The 19,272-nt window shown below is 65.8% G+C and carries 17 protein-coding genes; 7 read left to right on the top strand and 10 right to left on the bottom strand.

Features of this window, described 5'->3' with window-relative positions; translation table 11 throughout:
• Positions 1-318, bottom strand: a complete 318-nt coding sequence (locus tag HR9077_RS14105; protein ID WP_136067634.1) for an ArsR/SmtB family transcription factor — start codon at positions 316-318, stop codon at positions 1-3.
• A gap of 401 nt (positions 319-719) precedes the next feature.
• On the opposite strand from HR9077_RS14105, the gene HR9077_RS14110 reads away from it, so the two are divergent.
• The 3 genes from HR9077_RS14110 (at position 720) to HR9077_RS14120 (ending at position 3,572) form a co-directional block, all read left to right on the top strand.
• Positions 720-2,633, top strand: coding sequence for a propionyl-CoA synthetase (locus HR9077_RS14110; RefSeq protein WP_136067635.1), 1,914 nt, complete (start codon positions 720-722; stop codon positions 2,631-2,633).
• 94 nt (positions 2,634-2,727) lie between these two features.
• Positions 2,728-3,192 carry a flavodoxin domain-containing protein gene (locus tag HR9077_RS14115; protein WP_136067636.1) on the top strand — a complete coding sequence of 155 codons (465 nt, stop codon included), beginning with the start codon at positions 2,728-2,730 and terminating at the stop codon, positions 3,190-3,192.
• A gap of 2 nt (positions 3,193-3,194) precedes the next feature.
• A complete protein-coding gene (locus HR9077_RS14120) occupies positions 3,195-3,572 on the top strand; it encodes a hypothetical protein (RefSeq protein WP_244613254.1) in 378 nt (125 codons plus the stop codon).
• A gap of 124 nt (positions 3,573-3,696) precedes the next feature.
• Here the strand turns inward: HR9077_RS14120 and ppnN are convergent, their stop codons facing one another.
• Complete coding sequence (gene ppnN, locus HR9077_RS14125) at positions 3,697-5,061, bottom strand: nucleotide 5'-monophosphate nucleosidase PpnN (protein WP_136067637.1); 1,365 nt, start codon at positions 5,059-5,061, stop codon at positions 3,697-3,699.
• Between the two features lie 362 nt (positions 5,062-5,423).
• Between ppnN and HR9077_RS14130 the strand changes: the two genes are divergently transcribed.
• A complete protein-coding gene (locus HR9077_RS14130; protein WP_136067834.1) occupies positions 5,424-6,341 on the top strand; it encodes a LysR family transcriptional regulator in 918 nt (305 codons plus the stop codon).
• A 71-nt stretch (positions 6,342-6,412) separates the two neighbouring features.
• On the opposite strand, the gene gcvP is transcribed toward HR9077_RS14130, so the two are convergent.
• Both gcvP and gcvH read right to left on the bottom strand, forming a co-directional pair.
• Positions 6,413-9,307: an aminomethyl-transferring glycine dehydrogenase gene (gcvP, locus tag HR9077_RS14135; RefSeq protein ID WP_136067638.1), complete on the bottom strand. Its 2,895-nt coding sequence runs from the start codon at positions 9,305-9,307 to the stop codon at positions 6,413-6,415.
• Positions 9,308-9,407: 100 nt separating this feature from the next.
• The gene (gcvH, locus tag HR9077_RS14140; protein ID WP_136067639.1) at positions 9,408-9,800 is read right to left on the bottom strand and encodes a glycine cleavage system protein GcvH; all 393 of its coding nucleotides are present in this window, start codon (positions 9,798-9,800) and stop codon (positions 9,408-9,410) included.
• Between gcvH and HR9077_RS14145 the strand changes: the two genes are divergently transcribed.
• The 3 genes from HR9077_RS14145 to gcvT all read left to right on the top strand — a co-directional run bounded on the left by HR9077_RS14145 (position 9,799) and on the right by gcvT (position 12,856).
• Positions 9,799-9,987, top strand: coding sequence for a hypothetical protein (locus tag HR9077_RS14145; protein WP_136067640.1), 189 nt, complete (start codon positions 9,799-9,801; stop codon positions 9,985-9,987). The genes gcvH and HR9077_RS14145 overlap by 2 nt on opposite strands.
• 339 nt (positions 9,988-10,326) lie before the next feature.
• The gene (locus HR9077_RS14150; protein WP_136067641.1) at positions 10,327-11,706 is read left to right on the top strand and encodes an alanine/glycine:cation symporter family protein; all 1,380 of its coding nucleotides are present in this window, start codon (positions 10,327-10,329) and stop codon (positions 11,704-11,706) included.
• A gap of 34 nt (positions 11,707-11,740) precedes the next feature.
• A complete protein-coding gene (gene gcvT / locus HR9077_RS14155) occupies positions 11,741-12,856 on the top strand; it encodes a glycine cleavage system aminomethyltransferase GcvT (RefSeq protein ID WP_136067642.1) in 1,116 nt (371 codons plus the stop codon).
• An 80-nt stretch (positions 12,857-12,936) separates the two neighbouring features.
• Here the strand turns inward: gcvT and HR9077_RS14160 are convergent, their stop codons facing one another.
• From HR9077_RS14160 to HR9077_RS14185, 6 genes are all read right to left on the bottom strand, one after another.
• A complete protein-coding gene (locus HR9077_RS14160; protein WP_136067643.1) occupies positions 12,937-13,572 on the bottom strand; it encodes an alpha-ketoglutarate-dependent dioxygenase AlkB family protein in 636 nt (211 codons plus the stop codon).
• A 37-nt stretch (positions 13,573-13,609) separates the two neighbouring features.
• Positions 13,610-14,161, bottom strand: a complete 552-nt coding sequence (locus HR9077_RS14165) for a phosphatase PAP2 family protein (RefSeq protein ID WP_136067644.1) — start codon at positions 14,159-14,161, stop codon at positions 13,610-13,612.
• Positions 14,133-15,287 (bottom strand): glycosyltransferase family 4 protein, encoded by a 1,155-nt coding sequence (locus HR9077_RS14170; protein WP_136067645.1) that lies wholly within the window; start codon positions 15,285-15,287, stop codon positions 14,133-14,135. Before HR9077_RS14170 ends, HR9077_RS14165 begins: the two co-directional genes overlap by 29 nt.
• A gap of 89 nt (positions 15,288-15,376) precedes the next feature.
• A complete protein-coding gene (locus HR9077_RS14175) occupies positions 15,377-16,294 on the bottom strand; it encodes a LysM peptidoglycan-binding domain-containing protein (protein WP_244613256.1) in 918 nt (305 codons plus the stop codon).
• Positions 16,240-17,112 (bottom strand): acetyltransferase, encoded by an 873-nt coding sequence (locus tag HR9077_RS14180; protein WP_136067646.1) that lies wholly within the window; start codon positions 17,110-17,112, stop codon positions 16,240-16,242. Before HR9077_RS14180 ends, HR9077_RS14175 begins: the two co-directional genes overlap by 55 nt.
• Positions 17,113-17,244: 132 nt before the next feature.
• Positions 17,245-19,194, bottom strand: a complete 1,950-nt coding sequence (locus HR9077_RS14185) for an acetoacetate--CoA ligase (RefSeq protein WP_136067647.1) — start codon at positions 19,192-19,194, stop codon at positions 17,245-17,247.
• Positions 19,195-19,272: the final 78 nt, after the last annotated feature.

Below are 19,272 nucleotides of genomic sequence, written 5' to 3' on the forward strand. Positions count from 1 at the left end.
CTAGTCCAGATACAACCTGGCCAGGGTGTCGATCAGTTGCCTGGCTTCGTTGCCCTGCAGCGAATAATAGATGGTCTGCGAGGCGCGGCGGGTGGAGACCAGCCCGATACGGCGCAGTATGGCCAGGTGCTGCGAGAGTGCCGACTGGCTCAGCGACAGACGGGTGTTCAGCTCGGACACCGAGAGTTCGCCGTTGTCGAGCAGGCAGAGGATGCGCAGGCGATTTTCGTTGGCGACCGCCTTCAACAGGTTGGTCGATGAAAGGATGGCATCGTTGGGGTCGTTCAGCAGCCGTGCAGCGAGCGGGCGGTTAGTCATGTTTTGCCTCCTGTGGCCGGCGCGTCCTGCGCCGTGTCCATTTTCCCGCTGCCGATGCCTGCTCGCAGGTGTCGGAGCCGCCGCGGGTGACGTGAGAGGTAACGCAACAAGTCTGCCTCTCTTACTGATTTAGTGAAACTTCAACAACCACGCAAATTTGCCTTTTCGGGGCGACCAACGCTAATTCATCGCCACGATGATTTTCGGCGTCGCTATGCCGGATCATTGTCGACAAACTTTCTGTCGGGAAGGCGAGAGGCGGTTGGCAACAATCCGTTCCCGCCGACTAGCCGATGGTATGACGGTAAATCCGCCTGAATGCTCTAGAGTTGTGTCAACAATTCATCGCGGCCCGATGGGACCGATGAGGTTGTCGATCATCCTTGAATGGCAGGCATTTCATGAGCGCATACCAGACCGAATACCAGCGATCGATCGAGCATCCCGAGGCCTTCTGGGCCGAGCAGGCACAGCGTATCCCCTGGTTTCGCCGGCCCCGCGAGATACTCGGCTATGATGCGCAGGGGCATGCGCACTGGTACGCCGACGGCGAACTGAATACCTGCTACGTGGCACTCGATCATCACGTTGCCGAGGGGCGCGGCGACCAGCCCGCCATGCACTGGGATTCGCCGGTAACCGGGGGCAGGCGCACGCTGAGCTATCGGGAATTGCGCGACGAGGTGGCGCTGTTCGCCGGTGCGCTCGCCTCGCTGGGTGTGGTCAAGGGCGATCGGGTGGTGATCTACATGCCGATGGTGCCCGAGGCGCTGATCGCCATGTACGCCTGCGCCAGGCTGGGGGCCGTGCACTCGGTGGTGTTCGGCGGCTTCGCGGCTCATGAGCTTGCCGTGCGCATCGAGGACGCCGAGCCGCGGGTGGTGATTGCCGCCTCCTGCGGCGTCGAGGTGGATCGGGTCATCCCCTACAAACCGATCGTCGATGCGGCCCTGGCGCGTAGCCGCCATCGCCCCGAGGCTTGCGTGATCCTGCAGCGCGACTCGCTGCGTGCCGAATTGAACGACAGCGATCGCGACTGGCGGGCGCTGGTGGCGAGTGCATCGCCTGTCGACTGCGTCGCCGTCAAGGCCAGCGATCCGCTGTATATCCTGTACACCTCGGGGACCACCGGCAAGCCCAAGGGGGTGGTGCGCGATAACGGCGGCCACGCGGTGGCGCTGCACTATTCGCTGGACCGCGTCTATGGCATGGCCCCTGGCGAGGTGTTCTTCTCGGCCTCGGATATCGGCTGGGTCGTCGGCCACTCCTATATCGTCTACGCCCCGTTGATCTACGGCTGCACCACGCTGGTCTACGAGGGCAAGCCGGTACGGACCCCCGATGCCGGTGCTTTCTGGCGTCTGATCGAGGAATACCGGGTGCGGGCTTTCTTCACCGCGCCGACCGCGTTTCGCGCCATCAAGAAGGAAGACCCGGACGGCCGGCGACTCGCAGGCCACGACATCGCCTGCCTGCGGACGCTGTTCCTCGCCGGCGAGCGCCTCGATCCGCCCACCTTTCATTGGCTAGAGGACCTGCTGTCGGTGCCGGTCGTCGATCACTGGTGGCAGACCGAGACCGGCTGGCCGATCGTCGCCAATCTGCAGGGGCTTGAACCGATGCCGACCAAGGCCGGTTCGGCGACGCTACCGGTTCCCGGATTCGCCGTGGCCGTGCTGGACTCGCGGGGCGAACCGGCCGGCTGCCGCGAGCAGGGCAGCGTGGTGATTCGCGAGCCGATGCCGCCGGGTTGCCTGACGGGGATATGGCGCGACCCGCAACGCTTTCAGCGCGCCTACATGGCGGCTTTCCCGGGCTGTTACCTGAGCGGTGACGGCGGCTACTTCGACGAGGAGGGCTACCTGTTCATCATGGGTCGCAGCGATGACGTCATCAATGTCGCCGGGCATCGCCTGTCCACCGGCGAGATGGAAGGGGTCGTGGGCTCGCATGCCGCGGTGGCCGAGTGCGCGGTCATCGGTATCCAGGACGAACTGAAGGGCCAGGTGCCGGTCGCGCTGGTGATTCCCAAGGACGGTTTCGATGGCGATGCGGTCGCGCTCGAGCGTGAACTGGTGACCCTGGTTCGCGAGCAGATCGGAGCCATCGCCAGCCTGCGTCAGGTGCTGGTGGTTGCGCGCCTGCCCAAGACCCGCTCGGGCAAGATCCTGCGCAAGCTGCTGCGCAACATCGCCGACGGCGAATCCTACGGCGTTCCGTCGACCATCGACGACCCCGCCAGTCTTCAGGATGTTCACGAGGCCATGGTGGAGGGCGAGGTGGGCACGGCACATCGCGCGCAGCAGAGCGGCTAAGCGGCCCGGCCCTGGGGCGACATGGCCGGGAGACCTGCGCGAGCGGCGCTTTACGTGCTAGTATCCGGGCAAATTTTCCAAGCAAGTCCTGCCCATGCCCACGCTCAAGATCATTGTCGGCACCGTCTATGGCGGCGCCCTGGATGTCGCCGAACAGGTCAAGCCGCTCTTCGAGCAGGCCGGCTACGAGGTGTCCATCCTCGAGCAGCCGACGCTCGACGACATTACCGATGATGCCGCCGATCTGACCCTTTTCTGCGTCTCGACCACCGGCAGTGGCGACTACCCCGGCGGCATCATGCCGTTTGCCCGCTCGATCGACGAGCGGCATCCCGCGCTCGGCGGGCTGCGCTACGGGCTGGTCGCGCTGGGTGACAGCTCCTATGGCGATACCTTCTGTGGCGCCGGGCGCAGCCTCGATGCGCTGCTCGAAGACCATGGCGCGCAACGTGTCGGCGAGCGCCTGGAGGTCGACGCCATGGAAACCTTCATGGCCGACGACGCCGCCGTGCCCTGGGCCGAGGCGTGGATCGACGAGAACGAACTGCAGGCCGGGTGACGATGACGACTCGTGTCATGACCGCCGAACGGGTCAGCATCCTCACCGGCATCCTGATCGCCATGCTGGCGACCCTGCTGCGCTATCTCGCCGACGGCGTAGCGCAGGATCGCTTGATCCTGCTGTGCATCGCCGCCGTCGTGGTGCTGGGGGTTGCCGTGGCTTCCTGGCGATTGCTCGACGCCGTCGCGCGGCGACGCTTTCCCCCGTTGCTGGGACGGATGGGGATTGCCATGGCCGCGAGCCTGCTCGTGGTCGCCGTCTGGCAGGCTGTACAGGGCGGCCTGGCCGGCCTCGATGGCCTGGCGGTGCTCTCGCATGGCACCACGCTGGGGCTGTTGATCCATGCCCTGGCGGTGGGGCTGCGTCGCAGCGCCTGATGCCCGTTCGCTAGCGTCTCCAGGGACACTGCACACGCAAGGACCCGACCGTGGCGGCCGGGTCTCTTGCTTTTTGGCTGGCATCGGCTTGCGCTGGAGTGCCGAGGGGCGCGCCTTGCCGCGCCTAGTCCAGCGTGTAGCAGGGCACGTAATGGCTGCCGGGTAGCTTCATCCGCCCCTGGGCGACGAATGAGTTGAGCAGGTCGTCCAGGCGCGCCATCAGTTCGGACTCGGCGTGCAGCCGGAAAGGGCCGTGCGCCTCGATGGCGCGAATGCCGGGTTCCTTGACGTTGCCTGCGACGATGCCCGAGAACGCGCGGCGCAGGTTGGCGGCGAGCTCATGGATCGGCTGGCCGTGGTGGAGCTGCAGGGCGGCCATCGCCTCGTGGGTGGGCTCGAAGGGCTGCTGGAAGCCGGGTTGCACGTTGAGGCGCCAGTTGAAGTAGAAGGCGTCATGATGCGCCCGGCGGAACTCGGTGACCTCGTCGATTCCCTCGCGCATGGTGCGAGCCACCTTCACCGGGTCGTCGATGATGATGCGATAACGCTGGCGGACCTCTTCACCCAGCGTGTAGCGCAGGAACTCATCGATGCGCTTGAAGTAGTCGGCGGCGCTCGGCGGACCGCTGAATATGACCGGGAACGGGGTGTCGGCGTTCTCCGGATGCAGCAGGATGCCCAGCAGGTAGAGGGCTTCCTCGGCGGTGCCCACGCCGCCAGGGAAGATGATGATGCCGTGCCCGACGCGAACGAACGCTTCGAGGCGCTTCTCGATGTCGGGCATCACCACCAGCTCGTTGACGATCGGGTTGGGCGACTCGGCGGCGATGATCCCGGGCTCGGAGATGCCCAGGTAGCGGCCCTGCTTGCGGCGCTGCTTGGCATGCGCGACGTTGGCCCCCTTCATCGGGCCTTTCATGGCGCCGGGGCCGCAGCCTGTGCAGATGTCCAGGTCGCGCAGCCCCAGGTGGTAGCCGACGCTCTTGGTGTAGTCGTACTCCTCGCGCGAGATCGAATGGCCGCCCCAGCAGACCACCAGGCTGGGCTCGCGGGACGACTTGAGCGTGCCGGCGTTGCGCAGGATGTGGAAGACCGCGTTGGTGGTGCCGTCGCTGGTTGCCAGGTCGAAGCGCGAGTGCTGCTGGATCTCGTTGAAGACGTAGACGATGTCGCGCAGGATCGCCGACAGGTGCTCGCGTATGCCGCGGATCATGCGCCCGTCGACGAAGGCATCGGCCGGGGCGTTGGTCAGCCTGAGACGAATACCGCGATCCTGTTGCAGGACCTCGATGTCGAAATCGCGATAGGTCTCCATCACCGCCAGCCCGTCGTCGGTCGGCGAGCCGCAGTTGAGTACCGCCAGGGCGCAGCGACGCAAAAGGTCGTGGAGACCATTGGCCGAGGTGTCGCGCAAGCGGTTGACCTCCTGCTGAGACAGCACCTCGAGGCTGCCTTCCGGGGAAATCGTGGTCGAAATCGTTTCCGGCATTAGCGGTTCCTTGTCATGCCTGCAATCGGGTGTGGCGACGCCTGGGGGCGTCGTTGCGTAAATTGAAGTGTACACATTGGCGCGGTCGCGGGCGGGCGTTCCATCGACGATCGCGCCGGTCGAGCGGGGCGGTAGGTACGCCAAGTGTGCCGGGCATGGTAACGGTTTTTACTGAGCGTAGTCCCATCACCCGATGCTAACACGCCGGTATCCCGGCCGCAGCGCTGCGCCGCGGGGCCATCTTTGCTAAGATGGCCTCCGGCATGTCATCTGGTGGCAGCCTGGTCCGGGTTGCGCCCCGGATCGAGCCGTTGCCTGGCGCGCTGTGGTCAACGAAATTCCAGCGAGTGGTCGCCCGTTCCATGTTCAATGCCCAGTATTTCCGTACTTTCATAACCCTGGTCGAGACCGGCAGCTTCACGCACACGGCACGGCGACTCGAGATGACCCAGCCCGGGGTCAGTCAGCACATTCGCAAGCTGGAAAACTATCTCGACAAGTCGCTGATCAACCGCTACGGGCGTCGCTTCACCCTCACCGAGGCCGGCCGTCGGGCCTACGATTATTCGGTTCGGCTGTTCGCCGAGCATGAGCATTTCCGCCATTCGCTGGACAACGAGTCGCTGGATTCGGGCGACTGCCGGGTGGCTTCGCCGGGCAGCGTCGGGCTCTTGTTCTATCCGTTCATTCTCGGCTACCAGCAGATGCACCCCGGGCTCACCGTCAGCTACAGTTTCGCCTTCAACGACGAGATCGTGCAGGACGTGGTGGCCGGCCGCTACGATCTGGGCATCGTGACCGAGGTGTTCAAGCATCCGGATCTGGAGTTCGAGCCCTGGCACCAGGAGCCGTTGTGCCTGGTCGTGCCGGCCGATTTTACCGGCACCTCGTTGCAGGAATTGCTGGCGCTGGGGTTCATGAACTACTCGGACGGCATCAATTATGCCGGGCAGTTGCTGCGTGCCAATTTCGCCGGCGAATTTCGCTCGATGAGCCATTTCCCGCGCCAGGGGCACACCAACGAGGTCGCCATGGTGCTCGACGCCGTCGCCCGTGGGCTGGGCTTCACGGTGGTCTCGAGGCCGGTCCTTGAAACCTCGCCCTGGCAGCGGCAGGTCAAGGCGCTGACCCTGCCCAACCAGGTCTACGAGACGCTGTATGTCGTCACCCAGGCGGGCAGCGAGACGCCGCGACGCTACACGCAGCTGCTCGGCGAATTCCGCGAGGAGCGGCGCAACACCCTGTACGGTCTGGTCGAGGAGCCGGGGTTCGATATCTGAACCGACCGTGCGATGCGACTGCCCCGGGAGCCCCGCCGAAGCGGGCTCCCGGGGCGTTGCGGAAGGTGTCGTCAGTCGCGGTATTCGTCGATGCTCGGGCAGGAGCAGATCAGGTTGCGATCGCCGAACACGTTGTCGACGCGATTGACCGCCGGCCATATCTTGGCGGCCTTGGTGGCTTCCGAGGGGAAGGCCGCCAGTTCGCGCGAATAGGGGTGCGGCCACTCGGCGTCGCGCAGGTCGGCCATGGTGTGCGGGGCATTGACCAACGGGTTGTCCTCGAGGCTCCATTCACCGCTTTCCACCCGCGCGATCTCCTCGCGAATCGCGATCATCGCCTCGCAGAAACGCTCGATCTCATAGCGTGACTCCGACTCGGTGGGTTCGATCATCAGCGTGCCGGGCACCGGGAACGACATGGTCGGCGCATGGAAACCGTAATCCATCAGGCGCTTGGCGATGTCTTCCTCGCTGATCCCCGAGCTCGTCTTGAGCGGACGGGTATCGATGATGCACTCATGGGCCACCCTGCCGTTGGCACCGCGATAGAGCACCGCGTAGTGATCGACGAGGCGCAGGGCGATGTAGTTGGCGTTGAGGATCGCCAGTTCGGTGGCCTCGCGCAGCCCGCGCGCGCCCATCATCTTGATGTAGGCCCACGAGATCGGCAGGATCGAGGCGCTGCCGTAGGCCGCCGCCGCGACCGCGCCGCACGCCTCGCGGACCCCGGCGATCGGCGTCACCACGTGATTGGACACGAACGGTGCGAGATGCCCCTTGACGCCGATCGGGCCCATGCCCGGGCCGCCGCCGCCGTGCGGGATGCAGAAGGTCTTGTGCAGGTTGAGGTGCGAAACGTCGCCGCCGAAATCTCCGGGGCGGCAGAGCCCCACCTGGGCGTTCATGTTGGCACCGTCGATGTACACCTGGCCGCCATGGTCGTGAACGATCTGGCACACCTCGCGTACCGTCTCCTCGAACACGCCGTGGGTGGAGGGGTAGGTGATCATGATCGCCGCGAGTGCGTCGCTGTGCCGTTCGGCCTTGGCGCGCAGGTCGGCGACGTCGATGTTGCCGCTGTCGTCGCACTCGACCACCACCACCTTCATCTGCGCCATCGCCGCCGAGGCGGGGTTGGTGCCGTGCGCCGAGCTGGGAATCAGGCAGATGTCGCGATGCCCCTCGCCGATATCGGCCTGATAGCGACGGATCGCCACCAGCCCCGCGTATTCGCCCTGGGCGCCCGAGTTGGGCTGCATCGAGATGTGGTCGTAACCGGTGAGCTCGACCAGAAACGCCGCCAGCTCGTCGATCATCTGCTTGTAGCCGACCGTCTGGTCGTTGGGCGCGAAGGGGTGGATCCGGGCGAACTCCGGCCAGGTGATCGGGATCATCTCGCTGGTGGCGTTGAGCTTCATGGTGCACGAGCCCAGCGGAATCATCGCGTGGGTCAGCGACAGGTCGCGATTCTCGAGTCGCTTGAGATAGCGCAGCATCTCGGTTTCGCTGCGGTAACGGTTGAAGTTGGCATGCGTCAGGTAGGCACTCTCGCGACGATAGCCCGCCGGGATGCCGTCGCGACCCTCGGCGACGATCGCCTCGTCGAGCGCACTGACCGAGAGTTCGTGTTCCTCGCCGAGCAGCACGTCGAACAGCACCGCCACATCGGCGGGGGTGGTGGTCTCGTCGAGGCTGACACCGACCCGGCCGTCATCGCGCAGGCGCAGGTTGATCTCGTGGGTCAGCGCACGGCCATGAATCTTGCCGACATCGACGCCGGTCAGGGTCAGGGTGTCGAACCAGCTGTCGTGCTCGAGCGTCACGCCCTTGCGCCTGAGGCCCTCGGCGAGAATGCTGGTCAGCCGATGAATGCGGGTGGCGATGGTGCGCAGGCCCTCGGCACCATGATAGACGGCATAGAAGCCGGCGATGTTGGCCAGCAGTGCCTGGGCGGTGCAGATGTTGGAGGTCGCCTTCTCGCGGCGGATGTGCTGCTCGCGGGTCTGCATGGCCATGCGCAGGGCGGTATTGCCGCGGCTGTCCTTGGACACCCCGATGATGCGTCCGGGAATCGAGCGCTTGTGCTTGTCGGTGGTGGCGAAGAAGGCCGCATGAGGGCCGCCGAAGCCCATCGGCACGCCGAAGCGCTGCGAGTTGCCGAGCACGATGTCGGCACCCAGCGCACCGGGCTCCTTGAGCAGCGCCAGGCTCATCAGGTCGGCGGCCACGCAGGCCATCGCCTGGTTGCGCTTCGCGGTGTCGATCAGTGCCGCCAGGTCGTGCACGCGACCGCCGTCGCCGGGATACTGGAACAGTGCGCCGAAGACATCATGCTCGGCGACGGCCTCGGCACGATCGACGACCAGCTCGATGCCCAGATAGACGGCCCGGGTGCGCAGGACGTCGAGGGTCTGCGGAAAGACGTCGTCGGCGACGAAGAAACGCTCGCTCTTGACCTTCCTGTTGGCTCGCCGGCACAGCGCCATGGCCTCGGCGGCGGCGGTGGCCTCGTCGAGCAGCGAGGCGTTGGCCAGGTCCATGCCGGTCAGGTCCATGACCATCTGCTGAAAGTTGAGCAGCCCCTCCAGGCGGCCCTGGGCGATTTCCGGCTGGTAAGGGGTGTAGGCGGTATACCAGCCCGGGTTCTCGAGCACGTTGCGGACGATCACCGCCGGGGTATGGGTGTTGTAGTAGCCCTGACCGATATAGGTCTTGAAGACCTTGTTCTGGCGGGCCAGGCGCTTCAGGTAGTCCAGCGCTTCGGCCTCGCCACGGGGCGCCTCGAGGGCGAGCTCTCGATCGAGCCGGATCCCCGCGGGGATGGTTTCGTCGATCAGTGAGGCCATGTCGGCGACATCGAGCGCGGCGAGCATGGCTTGCGTATCGTCGGCATCGGGACCGTTATGGCGCTTAACGAAGGCATCATGACTGACCAGTTCGGCCAGGCGGCGATTGTCTGTAGACATGCAACACCCTGAAGGGTAGGGGGCGGTCAGGCCCGATAAAGAAAGACGTCAAACGGAAGGGCGCGGGGCGGGCAGGTTGAGGTTGCCCGCCCCGTCGGCTTCACGCTTCTGCGTCGACAATGGCGGCGTAGGCGTCGGCATCGAGCAGGTCGTCGAGTGCGTCGCTGTCGCTGGGCTTGAGGGTCAGCAGCCAGCCATCTTCGTAGGGCGAGGAATTGACCGTCTCCGGTGCATCCTCGAGCGCTTCGTTGACGGAGACGATTTCACCATCCAGCGGGGCGTAAAGGTCCGATGCGGCCTTGACCGACTCGATCACGCCGAACTCCTCGCCCTTGTCGAGCGTGCGGCCTACCTCGGGAAGTTCGACGAAGACCACGTCCCCCAGGGCTTCCTGGGCATGGTCGGTGATGCCGATGGTCAAGGTGCCATCGCCGTTGTCGAGAATCCACTCGTGGCTGTCGGTATAGCGCAGATTCGCGGGAATGTTGCTCATGAAGTTTTCCTATACGAAAAAAGGTTTTCTTGTCGAGGAATCGTATCGCGAAAAGAGCCCATTGGCGAGCCTTTGGCTGCCAGCATCCGGGCCTGGCAAGACGTTCCCGGGCCTGTTTGACCTGACCGTCAGGGTAAGGGTGGGCAGATTTTCCGGGCAAGTCCAGTCGCTCGACACGGGAGCTTGACATGCCTGCGTGCCGAGGGCGCAGTCGGCGCGTGAAAAGGCGTGGGCGGGTTACTACGCTCAAGGGACACCGGGAAAAAGGTGAGCCGCGATCCTTGAGATCGAGACCGCCACTGGGTAATGTGGCCGTGTTTCCGATAAGAAATATTTTCCTGTTTTGGTCCGGCGCGCTCCATTCGCCATGAGGCATTGCTTATTTGATGAAATCCAGCAGAAGGTCGGGTTTTCCTTCTGAAACCTGGCGTCATAATGGTGAATTCTGCCAGGGGGCCGCCGCTCGACACGAGCCGGCGCTTGGCTGACAAATCATCAAGACAACAATCGTTAAGGGAGAACGAACGTGGAAACGTTGACCAATATTTTTTCAGCCATCGAAGGCGTGGTCTGGGGGCCTTTGATGCTGGTCCTGCTGCTGGGCGTGGGCCTCTATCTGCAACTGGGCCTGAAAGTCATGCCCATTCGCAAGCTGGGGATCGGCTTCAAGCTGCTCTGGCAGGGCCGCAGTGCCTCGGAGAGCGATCGGAAGGAGGGCGAGGTGTCCCCCTTCAATGCCTTGATGACCTCGCTATCGGCGACCATCGGCACGGGCAACATCGCAGGTGTCGCCACCGCAATCTTCCTGGGTGGCCCGGGAGCGGTGTTCTGGATGTGGATCACTGCCCTGGTGGGCATGGCCACCAAGTTCTCCGAAGCGGTCCTGGCGGTGCGCTATCGCGAGGTCGATGAGGCGGGCGATCATGTCGGCGGACCGATGTACTACATTCGCAACGGTCTGGGCAGAAAATGGGCCTGGCTGGGCGGGCTGTTCGCGTTCTTCGGCGCCGTCGCGGCGTTCGGTATCGGCAATACCGTGCAGTCCAACTCGGTCGCCGACGGTCTCAGCGAATCGTTGGGCATGCCGCACTGGCTGACCGGGGTGGTGATCATGGTGCTGGCCGGCGCGGTGATTCTCGGCGGCATCAAGCGCATCGCCAAGGTCGCCGGCAAGCTGGTGCCGATCATGGCCGTCGCCTATATCGTCTGTGGCCTGCTGGTGCTGATCATCAATGCCGAGCAGGTCGGCGCGGCGCTGGGGCTGATCTTCGGCCACGCCTTCACGCCGGTATCCGCTGCCGGTGGTTTCGCCGGTGCCGCCGTGGCCAAGGCGATCCAGTATGGTGTGGCGCGTGGCGTGTTCTCCAACGAGGCGGGGCTGGGCAGCGCGCCGATAGCCCATGCCGCGGCGCAGACCAAGAATCCGGTGCGTCAGGGGCTGGTGGCGATGCTCGGGACCTTCATCGACACCATCGTGGTCTGCTCGGTGACCGCGCTGGCGATCCTGACCAGCGCCGAGTGGACCTCCGGCGAGACCGGCGCCGCGCTGACCGCCATGGCCTTCGATGGGGCCCTCCCGGGCGTCGGCCAGTACGTGGTGTCCTTCGCGCTGGCGGTGTTCGCCTTCACGACCATCCTCGGCTGGGCCTTCTACGGCGAGAAGTGCTGCGAATACCTGTTCGGCATCGCCTCGATCAAGGTCTACCGGGTGGTCTACATCCTGGCGATTCTCGCCGGTGCCGTCGCCCCGCTGGATTTCGTGTGGCTGATGGCCAGCGTCTTCAATGCGCTGATGGCGATACCCAACCTGATCGCGCTGGCGCTGCTGTCGCCGGTGGTCTTCAAGCTGTCGAAGGACTATTTCGCCGGCAAGCCGGTACTGCCCGGCGAGGACCTCGATCGCTGAATCCGGCCTTAACAACCTGACCCTGGAGCATCCGATGACTGATCTGCGCACGACCCCGCTGCATGACCTGCACCTCGAACTGGGTGGCAAGATGGTCGAATTTGCCGGCTATCACATGCCGGTGCAGTATCCCCTGGGGGTCAAGAAAGAGCACGAGCATACCCGCGAGGCCTGCGGACTGTTCGATGTGTCGCACATGGGTCAGGTAATGTTGCGCGGACCGGACCCGGCGCAGGCCCTGGAAAGCCTGGTCTGCGCGGATATCGTCGGGCTGGCGGAAGGTAGCCAGCGCTATGCGCTGTTCACTGGCACCGAGGGGGGCATCCTCGACGACCTCATGGTGGCCAAGGTCGCTGAGGATCAGCTCTATCTGGTGGTCAACGCCGCCTGCAAGGCCCAGGACATCGCCCACCTGCGCACCGGCCTGGGCGGCGACCATCGGATCGAGGAGCTCGAACGCGGCCTGCTCGCCCTGCAGGGCCCCAAGGCGGCGGCCGTCATGCGCCGCCTTTGTCCGGCAGCCTGCGAACTGACGTTCATGCAGCACGCGCGTGTTGCGATCGGCGATATCCCGGTACGGATCAGTCGCAGCGGGTACACGGGCGAGGATGGGTTCGAGATCTCGGTGCCCGGCGAGGATGCCGAGCGCCTGGCGCGCCTGCTGCTGGCGGAAGAAGAGGTCGAGGCGATCGGCCTGGGGGCGCGCGATTCGCTGCGTCTCGAGGCGGGGTTGTGTCTGTATGGTCATGACATCGACCAGACCACGACGCCGGTCGAGGCCGGCCTGATCTGGGCGGTCGGCAAGCCGCGACGTGCAGGCGGCGAGCGCGAAGCCGGTTTCCTGGGCGCCGATGTGATTCTCCATCAGATCCAGGCGCGCGATCATCGCCGCAAGCGTGTAGGCCTGCTCGGCGAAGGGCGCGCCCCGGTCCGTGAAGGCGCGGAGCTGTTCGACGCCGATGGCCACTCGATCGGGCAGGTCACCTCGGGCAGCTTCGGTCCGACGGTGGGCAGGCCGGTGGCGATGGGCTATGTCGCCATCGAGTCCGCCGAGATAGGCAACGTCGTCCATGCCGAGGTGCGTGGCAAGCGGCTGCCGATGACGGTCAGCAGGATGCCGTTCGTTACCCCCGGTTACCATCGGGGCTGACACGCTCGCGCATTGCTTATACCGTTATCTTGCTGCGAAGGCCATCCACACGGATGGCCTTCGTCTTTTTCGGTGGTCGTTCAGGTCGATATCTGGGGAGCGCCCCCGTGAACCTGACGGAACGTCAGGCTGATACGTATCCCGGGGATCGCCCGCGGCAGCAAGGCATGTTGAAGCGCCTGCTGGCAACCGCGGCCCATGACCAGCAGGCTGGCGTGGGGCAGCCAGACATTGAAGGCCCGGCGCGGTCCATGGCGATGGCGAAAGCGCAGTGGCCGTTCGGCGCCCAGGCTGACCGCGGCCACCAGCGGCGTCTCGCCGAGTTCGGGCTCGTCGTCGCTGTGCCAGCCCATGCGCTGTTCACCGTCGACGTAGCGGTTGAGCAGCACGCTGTTGAAGCGTGCGCTGGCATCGTGTTCGACGACCAGCGTCTGTATTCGATCGCGCAATTCGCGTACCGCCGGGTGCCAGGGTTCGGGCTGGAAGTCCCGTTGCGAATAGCGGTAGCCGGCTTCCGGGTCGCCCATCCACACCTGGCTGCGCGGAATCGGGTGACGCCGGCCGTAGAGTGTCAGCTCGGGACGCTGCCAGGGCAGGTCATGCTCGAGGCATTCGAGCAGGCGGTCGGCATGGGCGGGTTCCAGGCATTGCCGATGGAGCAGCAGTGGCGGCTGGGCAAGCAGCGTTTCCCAGCCGGGTATCTCGCGTGAGTGCATGCCGCGAGGATGGCATGCGACATCGCTGGTGACCAGCCTACAGCGCGGCCGGGGACCACAGCCAAAGGCTGGCCTCGGCGATCAGGTAGCCGAGCAGGGCGCCAGCCGCGACATCGCTGAGGTAGTGCAGTCCCAGAACCACCCGCGACAGAGCGATCAGCGCGGCCAGGGGCGCGATGACCACCAGCAGCCAGGGCGCGCTGTCGGCGGTCAGCGTGGTGAAGGCCACCGCGTGCATGGTGTGTCCGCTGGGAAAGCTGTAGCGATCCATCGGCGGCATGGTGCAGGGGATCTGCTCGAAGGTGATGAAGGGCCTCTCGCGGCACAGTCGGGTCTTGACCAGCCGGTAGATCAGCGCGGCGACCCCGGCGGTCAGCGCGAACTGCAGCGCCAGCCACCAGCCATGGGCGCCATGGATCAGCGCCTGGCAGGCGATCAGCGCGGCCCAGACCGGCCAGTCGCCGAGTCGGCTGGCAATGCGCAGGGTCAGCAGCAAGGGCCAGTGACGGCTGTAGCCGGCCAGCCGGTGGCAGGTCTGCCATTCGAGCAGATCGAGCCGTTCAAACGCGTGCAGATTGCGATTTTCCATGGGCCGTCTCCTGTACCTGTAGCAGGGTGGCGAGGAAGTCATCGGCGACCCGCGACCAGGCGTGATGTTCGACACGCTGGCGCGCGGCACGCCCCAGCCGCGCTGCCTGGGCGGGGTTGCGGCAGAGTGCGGCGGCGTGGGCGACGAAGGCCGCCGGGTCGTCGAAGGGGGCCTTCAAGCCATGCCGATCGTGCTCGATCAGCAAAGCCGCGGCCGCGTAATCGAAGGCCACGATGCCCAGGCCGCTGGCCATGGCTTCGGCGACCACGTTGCCGTAGGTCTCCGAGCGCGAGGGAAAGACGAAGAGGTCGGCGCTGGCGTAATGGCGGGCCAGCGATTCGTTGTCCACGAAGCCGGTGAAGATCGCGCCGGGCAGACGCTTTTCCAGTGCCGCACGCTGCGGCCCGTCGCCGACCACCAGGGGTTGCAGATCGGGCTGCACGGCCTGCATCGCCGCAAACGACTCGACCAGCAGGTCGAGGTTCTTCTCCTGGGCGATCCGACCCACATGCAGTGCCACCGGCTGTTGCTCGTCGACGCCCCAGCTCCGGCGCAGCGCGACATCGCGCCTGTGCGGGCCGAAGTGGTCGGCGTCGATGCCGCGGCCCATGACCCGCACACGCTCGAAGCCGGTCCGCCGGAGCTCCTCGGCGCGTTGCTCGGTGGGCACCAGCGTCGCCTGGCTGCGGTTGTGGAAGTAGCGCAGGGTGCCGCGTACCGGGGCTTCCAGCCAGCGCATGCCGTAGTCGCCGGCATAGTGATCGAAATTGGTATGGAAGCCGCTGACGGCCGGAATGGCCAGTCGTCTGGCGACGTTGAGCGCCGACCAGCCCAGCGGGCCTTCGGTGGCGATGTAGATGGCGTCGGGGCGTGCCTGCTGCCAGAGCCGGGTCAGTGCCTTTCGCGCCGGCATGCCGAGGCGTACATCGGGGTAGGTCGGGGCGCGAAAGCCGGAGACCTGCAGTTCATGCTCCATCCCTGCGGCCTTGCCGGGCTGGAAGGGTCTGGGGCGCACCAGCTGCAGCGTCACGCCACGCTGGATCAGCGCCCGGCTCAACTGCTGCAGCGTGTGGGCGACCCCATTGATATCGGGGGCCCAGGTTTCGCTGACCATGGCGATGCGCATGCGGTAGCCCTCGTCGTGCTGAATGGGCTCAGCTTCGCGTGCGGCGATGACAGCCGCGCGACAAGGGCGTTAAGAGTCGGTGACGCGGCTCAGCGCAGGACCTGGCGTGGGTCGATCGGCTTGCCGCCGTGGCGCACGTCGAACAGCAGGTCGTAGCGGCCGGTGGTGGCGTTGCGGCTGACCATGCAGAGCGGCGTGCCGGCCTTGACCGGCTGGCCCTCCTTGACCTCGAGCTCGCCGCACAGGGCGTAGACGCTCTGCAGGTTGCCGGGATGGTGGACGATCACCACCTGGCCGAGCTGGCGCATCGAGCTGGCGAAGCGAACGTCGCCGTCGGCGACCGCATGCGCCTGCCTGCCCTGCTGGGTGGCCAGCAGCATGGGCTGGAGAGTCCCGCGGGAATCGCGTCCGAAATCGCGCACCAGACGATAGTCGTCGAGCGGCCAGGGCCAGTGCTTTTTCTGCTTGGGCAGCGGCCCCGGGTCGGGCAGGCTGGCCGCGCGGGTCGAAGCGGCTTTGGTGGGCGCGGCACGCCTCGCGGTGCTCCGCGTCGGCGAGCCGGACAGAGGAACCTGGATCAGTTGGCCGACCCTGAGCTGGTTGGGGGCCAGCCCTGAATTGGCGGCCTGGATGCGCGATGGCGTGGTGCCGAAAAGCCGCGCCACTTCGGTATAGGTGTCGCCGGGACGAATCTGGTAGCGATAGGGGCCGCCACCCGGGGCGCGCTCGCGTTGCGTGGGGATCAGGATGCGCTGTCCGACCCGCAACTGACGGGCCTTGACGCCGGGATTGAAGCGCTGCAGCCGCAACAGCGGCACGTCGGCGCGGCGCGCCAGTTCGCCGAGGGTGTCACCGGGGCGGATGCTCACCCAGTTGCCGGCGAGCGGCGTGCCGTCGCTGATCGTGGGACGTGAATGAGAGGCGCAACCGCTCAGCACTAGCAGGAGCAGGATCAGCGCAGCGAGTCGAGTCTGGCGTCCTTTTCCTGCCATAGGGCGTTGAGCCATTGCTGGAAGCGTTCCTTGTAGTGCGGGTCCTGGTGGTAATCGCCACCGAGCATCCATGTCGGCAACTCGATAGGGCGGGCGTAGAGGCTCATCGATCCTTCACGGCCGCAGAGAAAGTCCCAGAAGCTCGGGCGTTGCCGGGTATAAGCCAGGGTCACGTCGAGGATCCCGCTTAGCCGCGTTCCGAGCAGGTTGATGACCTGGGCGCTGCCGCCGGCCTTGGGCCGCAGCAGGTGTCGATAGGGGCAGTCCTGCGCCTGCTGCTTGGCGGGGGTGAAGCGCGTGCCCTCGACGAAGTTGTAGATGGCCATCGGTACCTGCTGGGCGTGCTCGCAGAGTCGTTCGGTGGCCTGGCGGTCGCGTTCGGCCAGGGCCGGGTTGCGGGCGAGTTGCTCGCGCTTGTAGCGACGCATGAGGGGAAATTCCAGGGCCCAGAAAGCGATGCCGACGATCGGCACCCAGATCAGCTCGCGCTTGATGAAGAAGCGCGGCATGGGGATGCGCCGATGCAGCGCCATCTGCAGCACGAAGATGTCGGTCCAGCTGCGGTGATTGGCGATCACCAGCCACCACTGCTGGGGCGACAGTCCCTCGGGGACGCGCATGTCGAGGACCGGGCGAATCCAGTGGCGCATCCACCACAGGTTGGTTCCCAGCCAGGCCAGCGCGACCTGGTTGAGCCCGCCGAGTACCCGCAGTCGCAGGCGGCGTGTCGGGGTGACCAGTTTGAGCAGTGTCAAAACGAGCAAGGGAATGCCCCAGAACAGCGTACTGAATATCAGCAGCAGCAGGCTGACGAGCCCTTTCAGGGTCGACATGCCATTCTCCATCAGTGACTTGGCGATCATGCTACTGCAAGCGCAACAGGCTGCCCAGCCTTGCGCGCCTCACGCTGGCCATGCTTGGCGTCCGGCGTGAGGACGGCGAGGGGCTTCGCGGGTACGTCGCGCTCAATGCTGCAGCTCGGGCAGGTCCCGGTAGAGCTCGAGCGCTTCGGGGTTGGCCAGCGCGTCCTGGTTCTTGACCGGGCGGTCGTGAACGACATTGCGCACCGCGAGCTCGACGATCTTGCCCGACAGCGTGCGGGGAATGTCGGCGACCTGGACGATGCGTGCCGGCACGTGGCGCGGGGTGGTATTGGCGCGCACGGTACGCTTGATTTCGTCGCGCAGCGCGTCGTCGAGGGCGACGCCCTCCTGCAGACGAACGAACAGCACCACGCGCACGTCATCCTGCCACTCCTGGCCGATGCACAGCGATTCCAGCACGCCGTCGACCTTCTCGACCTGGCGGTAGATCTCGGCGGTGCCGATGCGCACGCCGCCGGGGTTGAGCACCGCGTCGGAGCGACCGTGGATGATCAGGCCATCCTCGGCGGTGATCTCGGCGTAGTCGCCGTGCGCCCAGATGCCCGGGAAGGCCGAGAAATACGCCTCGCGATAGCGCTCGCCGTCGGGGTCGTTCCAGAAACCCACCGGCATCGACGGGAAGGGCCGGGTGCATACCAGCTCGCCTTTCTCGCCGCGCAGCGGCTTGCCGTCGTCGTCGAATACATCCACCGCCATGCCCAGGCCGCGGCACTGCAGCTGGCCGCGATAGACCGGGCGGATCGGGCAGCCCAGCGCGAAGCACGAGACGATGTCGGTGCCGCCCGAGATCGAGGCCAGCAGCAGATCCCTCTTGATATCGCGATAGACATAGTCGAACGATTCATGGGCCAGTGCCGAGCCGGTGGAGAGCACCGCGCGCAGGGCCGACAGGTCGTGATCGCGGCCGGGGGCGAGCCCCTCCTTCTCGCAGGCGGCGATGTACTTGGCGCTGGTGCCGAACACGCTGATGCGCTCGCGTGCGGCGATCTCCCAGAGCGTTTGCGGGTCCGGCGCGAACGGCGAGCCGTCGAACAGTACCAGGGTCGCTTCGCAGGCCAGGCCCGAGACCAGCCAGTTCCACATCATCCAGCCGCAGGTGGTGTAGTAGAACAGCACGTCGTCGCCATCGAGGTCGGTATGCAGGCGGTGCTCCTTGAGGTGCTGGAGCAGGCTGCCGCCGGCCGAGTGGACGATGCATTTGGGCGCGCCGGTGGTGCCCGAGGAATAGAGGATGTACAGCGGATGATCGAAGGGCTGTGCCTCGAAGTCGATGTCGCTGGCCGGGTTGCTGAGGTAGTCGTCCCAGGCGACCGCCTTGTCGATGCCGTGGGTGTCGGGTTCGTCGTGGAGGAAGGGGAACACCACGACCTGGTTGAGCGAGTCGATGGCGGTGCTGATCCGGGCGAGGCGTTCGCGGGTATCGATCGGCTTGCCGTTCCAGGTGTAGCCGTCGGTGGCGATCAGCACCTTGGGCTGGATCTGGCCGAAGCGATCGAGCACCCCGTTGAAGCCGAAATCCGGCGAGCAGGACGACCACACCGCGCCGATGCTGGCCGTGGCGAGCAGGCCGATGATCGCATGTTCGCTGTTGGGCACGAAGCCGGCAACCCGGTCGCCGGGGGTGACGCCGCTGCCGCGCAGCGCATGGGCGAGTTTGGCGACCCGCTCGTAGAGCTCGCCATAACTCAGCTCGCGGCGACGGCCGCGCTCGTCGCAGGCGATCAGTGCCGGCTTGTCGTCGCGCCGGCGCAGCAGGTTCTCGGCGAAGTTGAGCCGCGCCTCGGGGAACCAGCGCGCGCCGGGCATGGCGTCCGGACGCGAAAGCACGCTGTCGCCGCGCTGCTCGGCGATCACGCCGCCGAGCTCCCAGACCAGCGGCCAGAAGCGTTCGAGGTTGGCGACGCTCCATGCGTGCAGGTCGGCGTAGTCGGCGAGCGACTGGCCATGCTCGCGGTTGATGCGTTGCATCAAGGCATGCATCTGGGTGGCTTCGATGCTCGCCTGTGAAGGCTGCCAGAGGGGCATGGTCATCTTTCCGCTCCTTTTTCTTGTCCGGGGTGGTTATGATTGGCGCGCGCTGGAGTTGGCCCAGAAGTTCGCGAGCGGCCG

This window comes from Modicisalibacter radicis, assembly GCF_900961225.1.
Lineage (GTDB): Bacteria > Pseudomonadota > Gammaproteobacteria > Pseudomonadales > Halomonadaceae > Modicisalibacter.

Bases quoted from the DNA above. Each gene is read 5' to 3' on its own strand.
- HR9077_RS14130 (WP_136067834.1), top strand. From the start codon at position 5,424: ATGTTCAATGCCCAGTATTTCCGTACTTTCATAACCCTGGTCGAGACC.
- HR9077_RS14105 (WP_136067634.1), bottom strand. From the start codon at position 318: ATGACTAACCGCCCGCTCGCTGCACGGCTGCTGAACGACCCCAACGAT.
- HR9077_RS14145 (WP_136067640.1), top strand. From the start codon at position 9,799: ATGAAGTTTTCCTATACGAAAAAAGGTTTTCTTGTCGAGGAATCGTAT.
- gcvH (WP_136067639.1), bottom strand. From the start codon at position 9,800: ATGAGCAACATTCCCGCGAATCTGCGCTATACCGACAGCCACGAGTGG.
- HR9077_RS14165 (WP_136067644.1), bottom strand. From the start codon at position 14,161: ATGGAAAATCGCAATCTGCACGCGTTTGAACGGCTCGATCTGCTCGAA.
- gcvP (WP_136067638.1), bottom strand. From the start codon at position 9,307: ATGTCTACAGACAATCGCCGCCTGGCCGAACTGGTCAGTCATGATGCC.
- ppnN (WP_136067637.1), bottom strand. From the start codon at position 5,061: ATGCCGGAAACGATTTCGACCACGATTTCCCCGGAAGGCAGCCTCGAG.
- HR9077_RS14180 (WP_136067646.1), bottom strand. From the start codon at position 17,112: ATGTCGACCCTGAAAGGGCTCGTCAGCCTGCTGCTGCTGATATTCAGT.
- HR9077_RS14185 (WP_136067647.1), bottom strand. From the start codon at position 19,194: ATGACCATGCCCCTCTGGCAGCCTTCACAGGCGAGCATCGAAGCCACC.
- HR9077_RS14160 (WP_136067643.1), bottom strand. From the start codon at position 13,572: ATGCACTCACGCGAGATACCCGGCTGGGAAACGCTGCTTGCCCAGCCG.
- HR9077_RS14110 (WP_136067635.1), top strand. From the start codon at position 720: ATGAGCGCATACCAGACCGAATACCAGCGATCGATCGAGCATCCCGAG.
- HR9077_RS14170 (WP_136067645.1), bottom strand. From the start codon at position 15,287: ATGCGCATCGCCATGGTCAGCGAAACCTGGGCCCCCGATATCAATGGG.
- gcvT (WP_136067642.1), top strand. From the start codon at position 11,741: ATGACTGATCTGCGCACGACCCCGCTGCATGACCTGCACCTCGAACTG.
- HR9077_RS14175 (WP_244613256.1), bottom strand. From the start codon at position 16,294: ATGGCTCAACGCCCTATGGCAGGAAAAGGACGCCAGACTCGACTCGCT.
- HR9077_RS14115 (WP_136067636.1), top strand. From the start codon at position 2,728: ATGCCCACGCTCAAGATCATTGTCGGCACCGTCTATGGCGGCGCCCTG.
- HR9077_RS14120 (WP_244613254.1), top strand. From the start codon at position 3,195: ATGACGACTCGTGTCATGACCGCCGAACGGGTCAGCATCCTCACCGGC.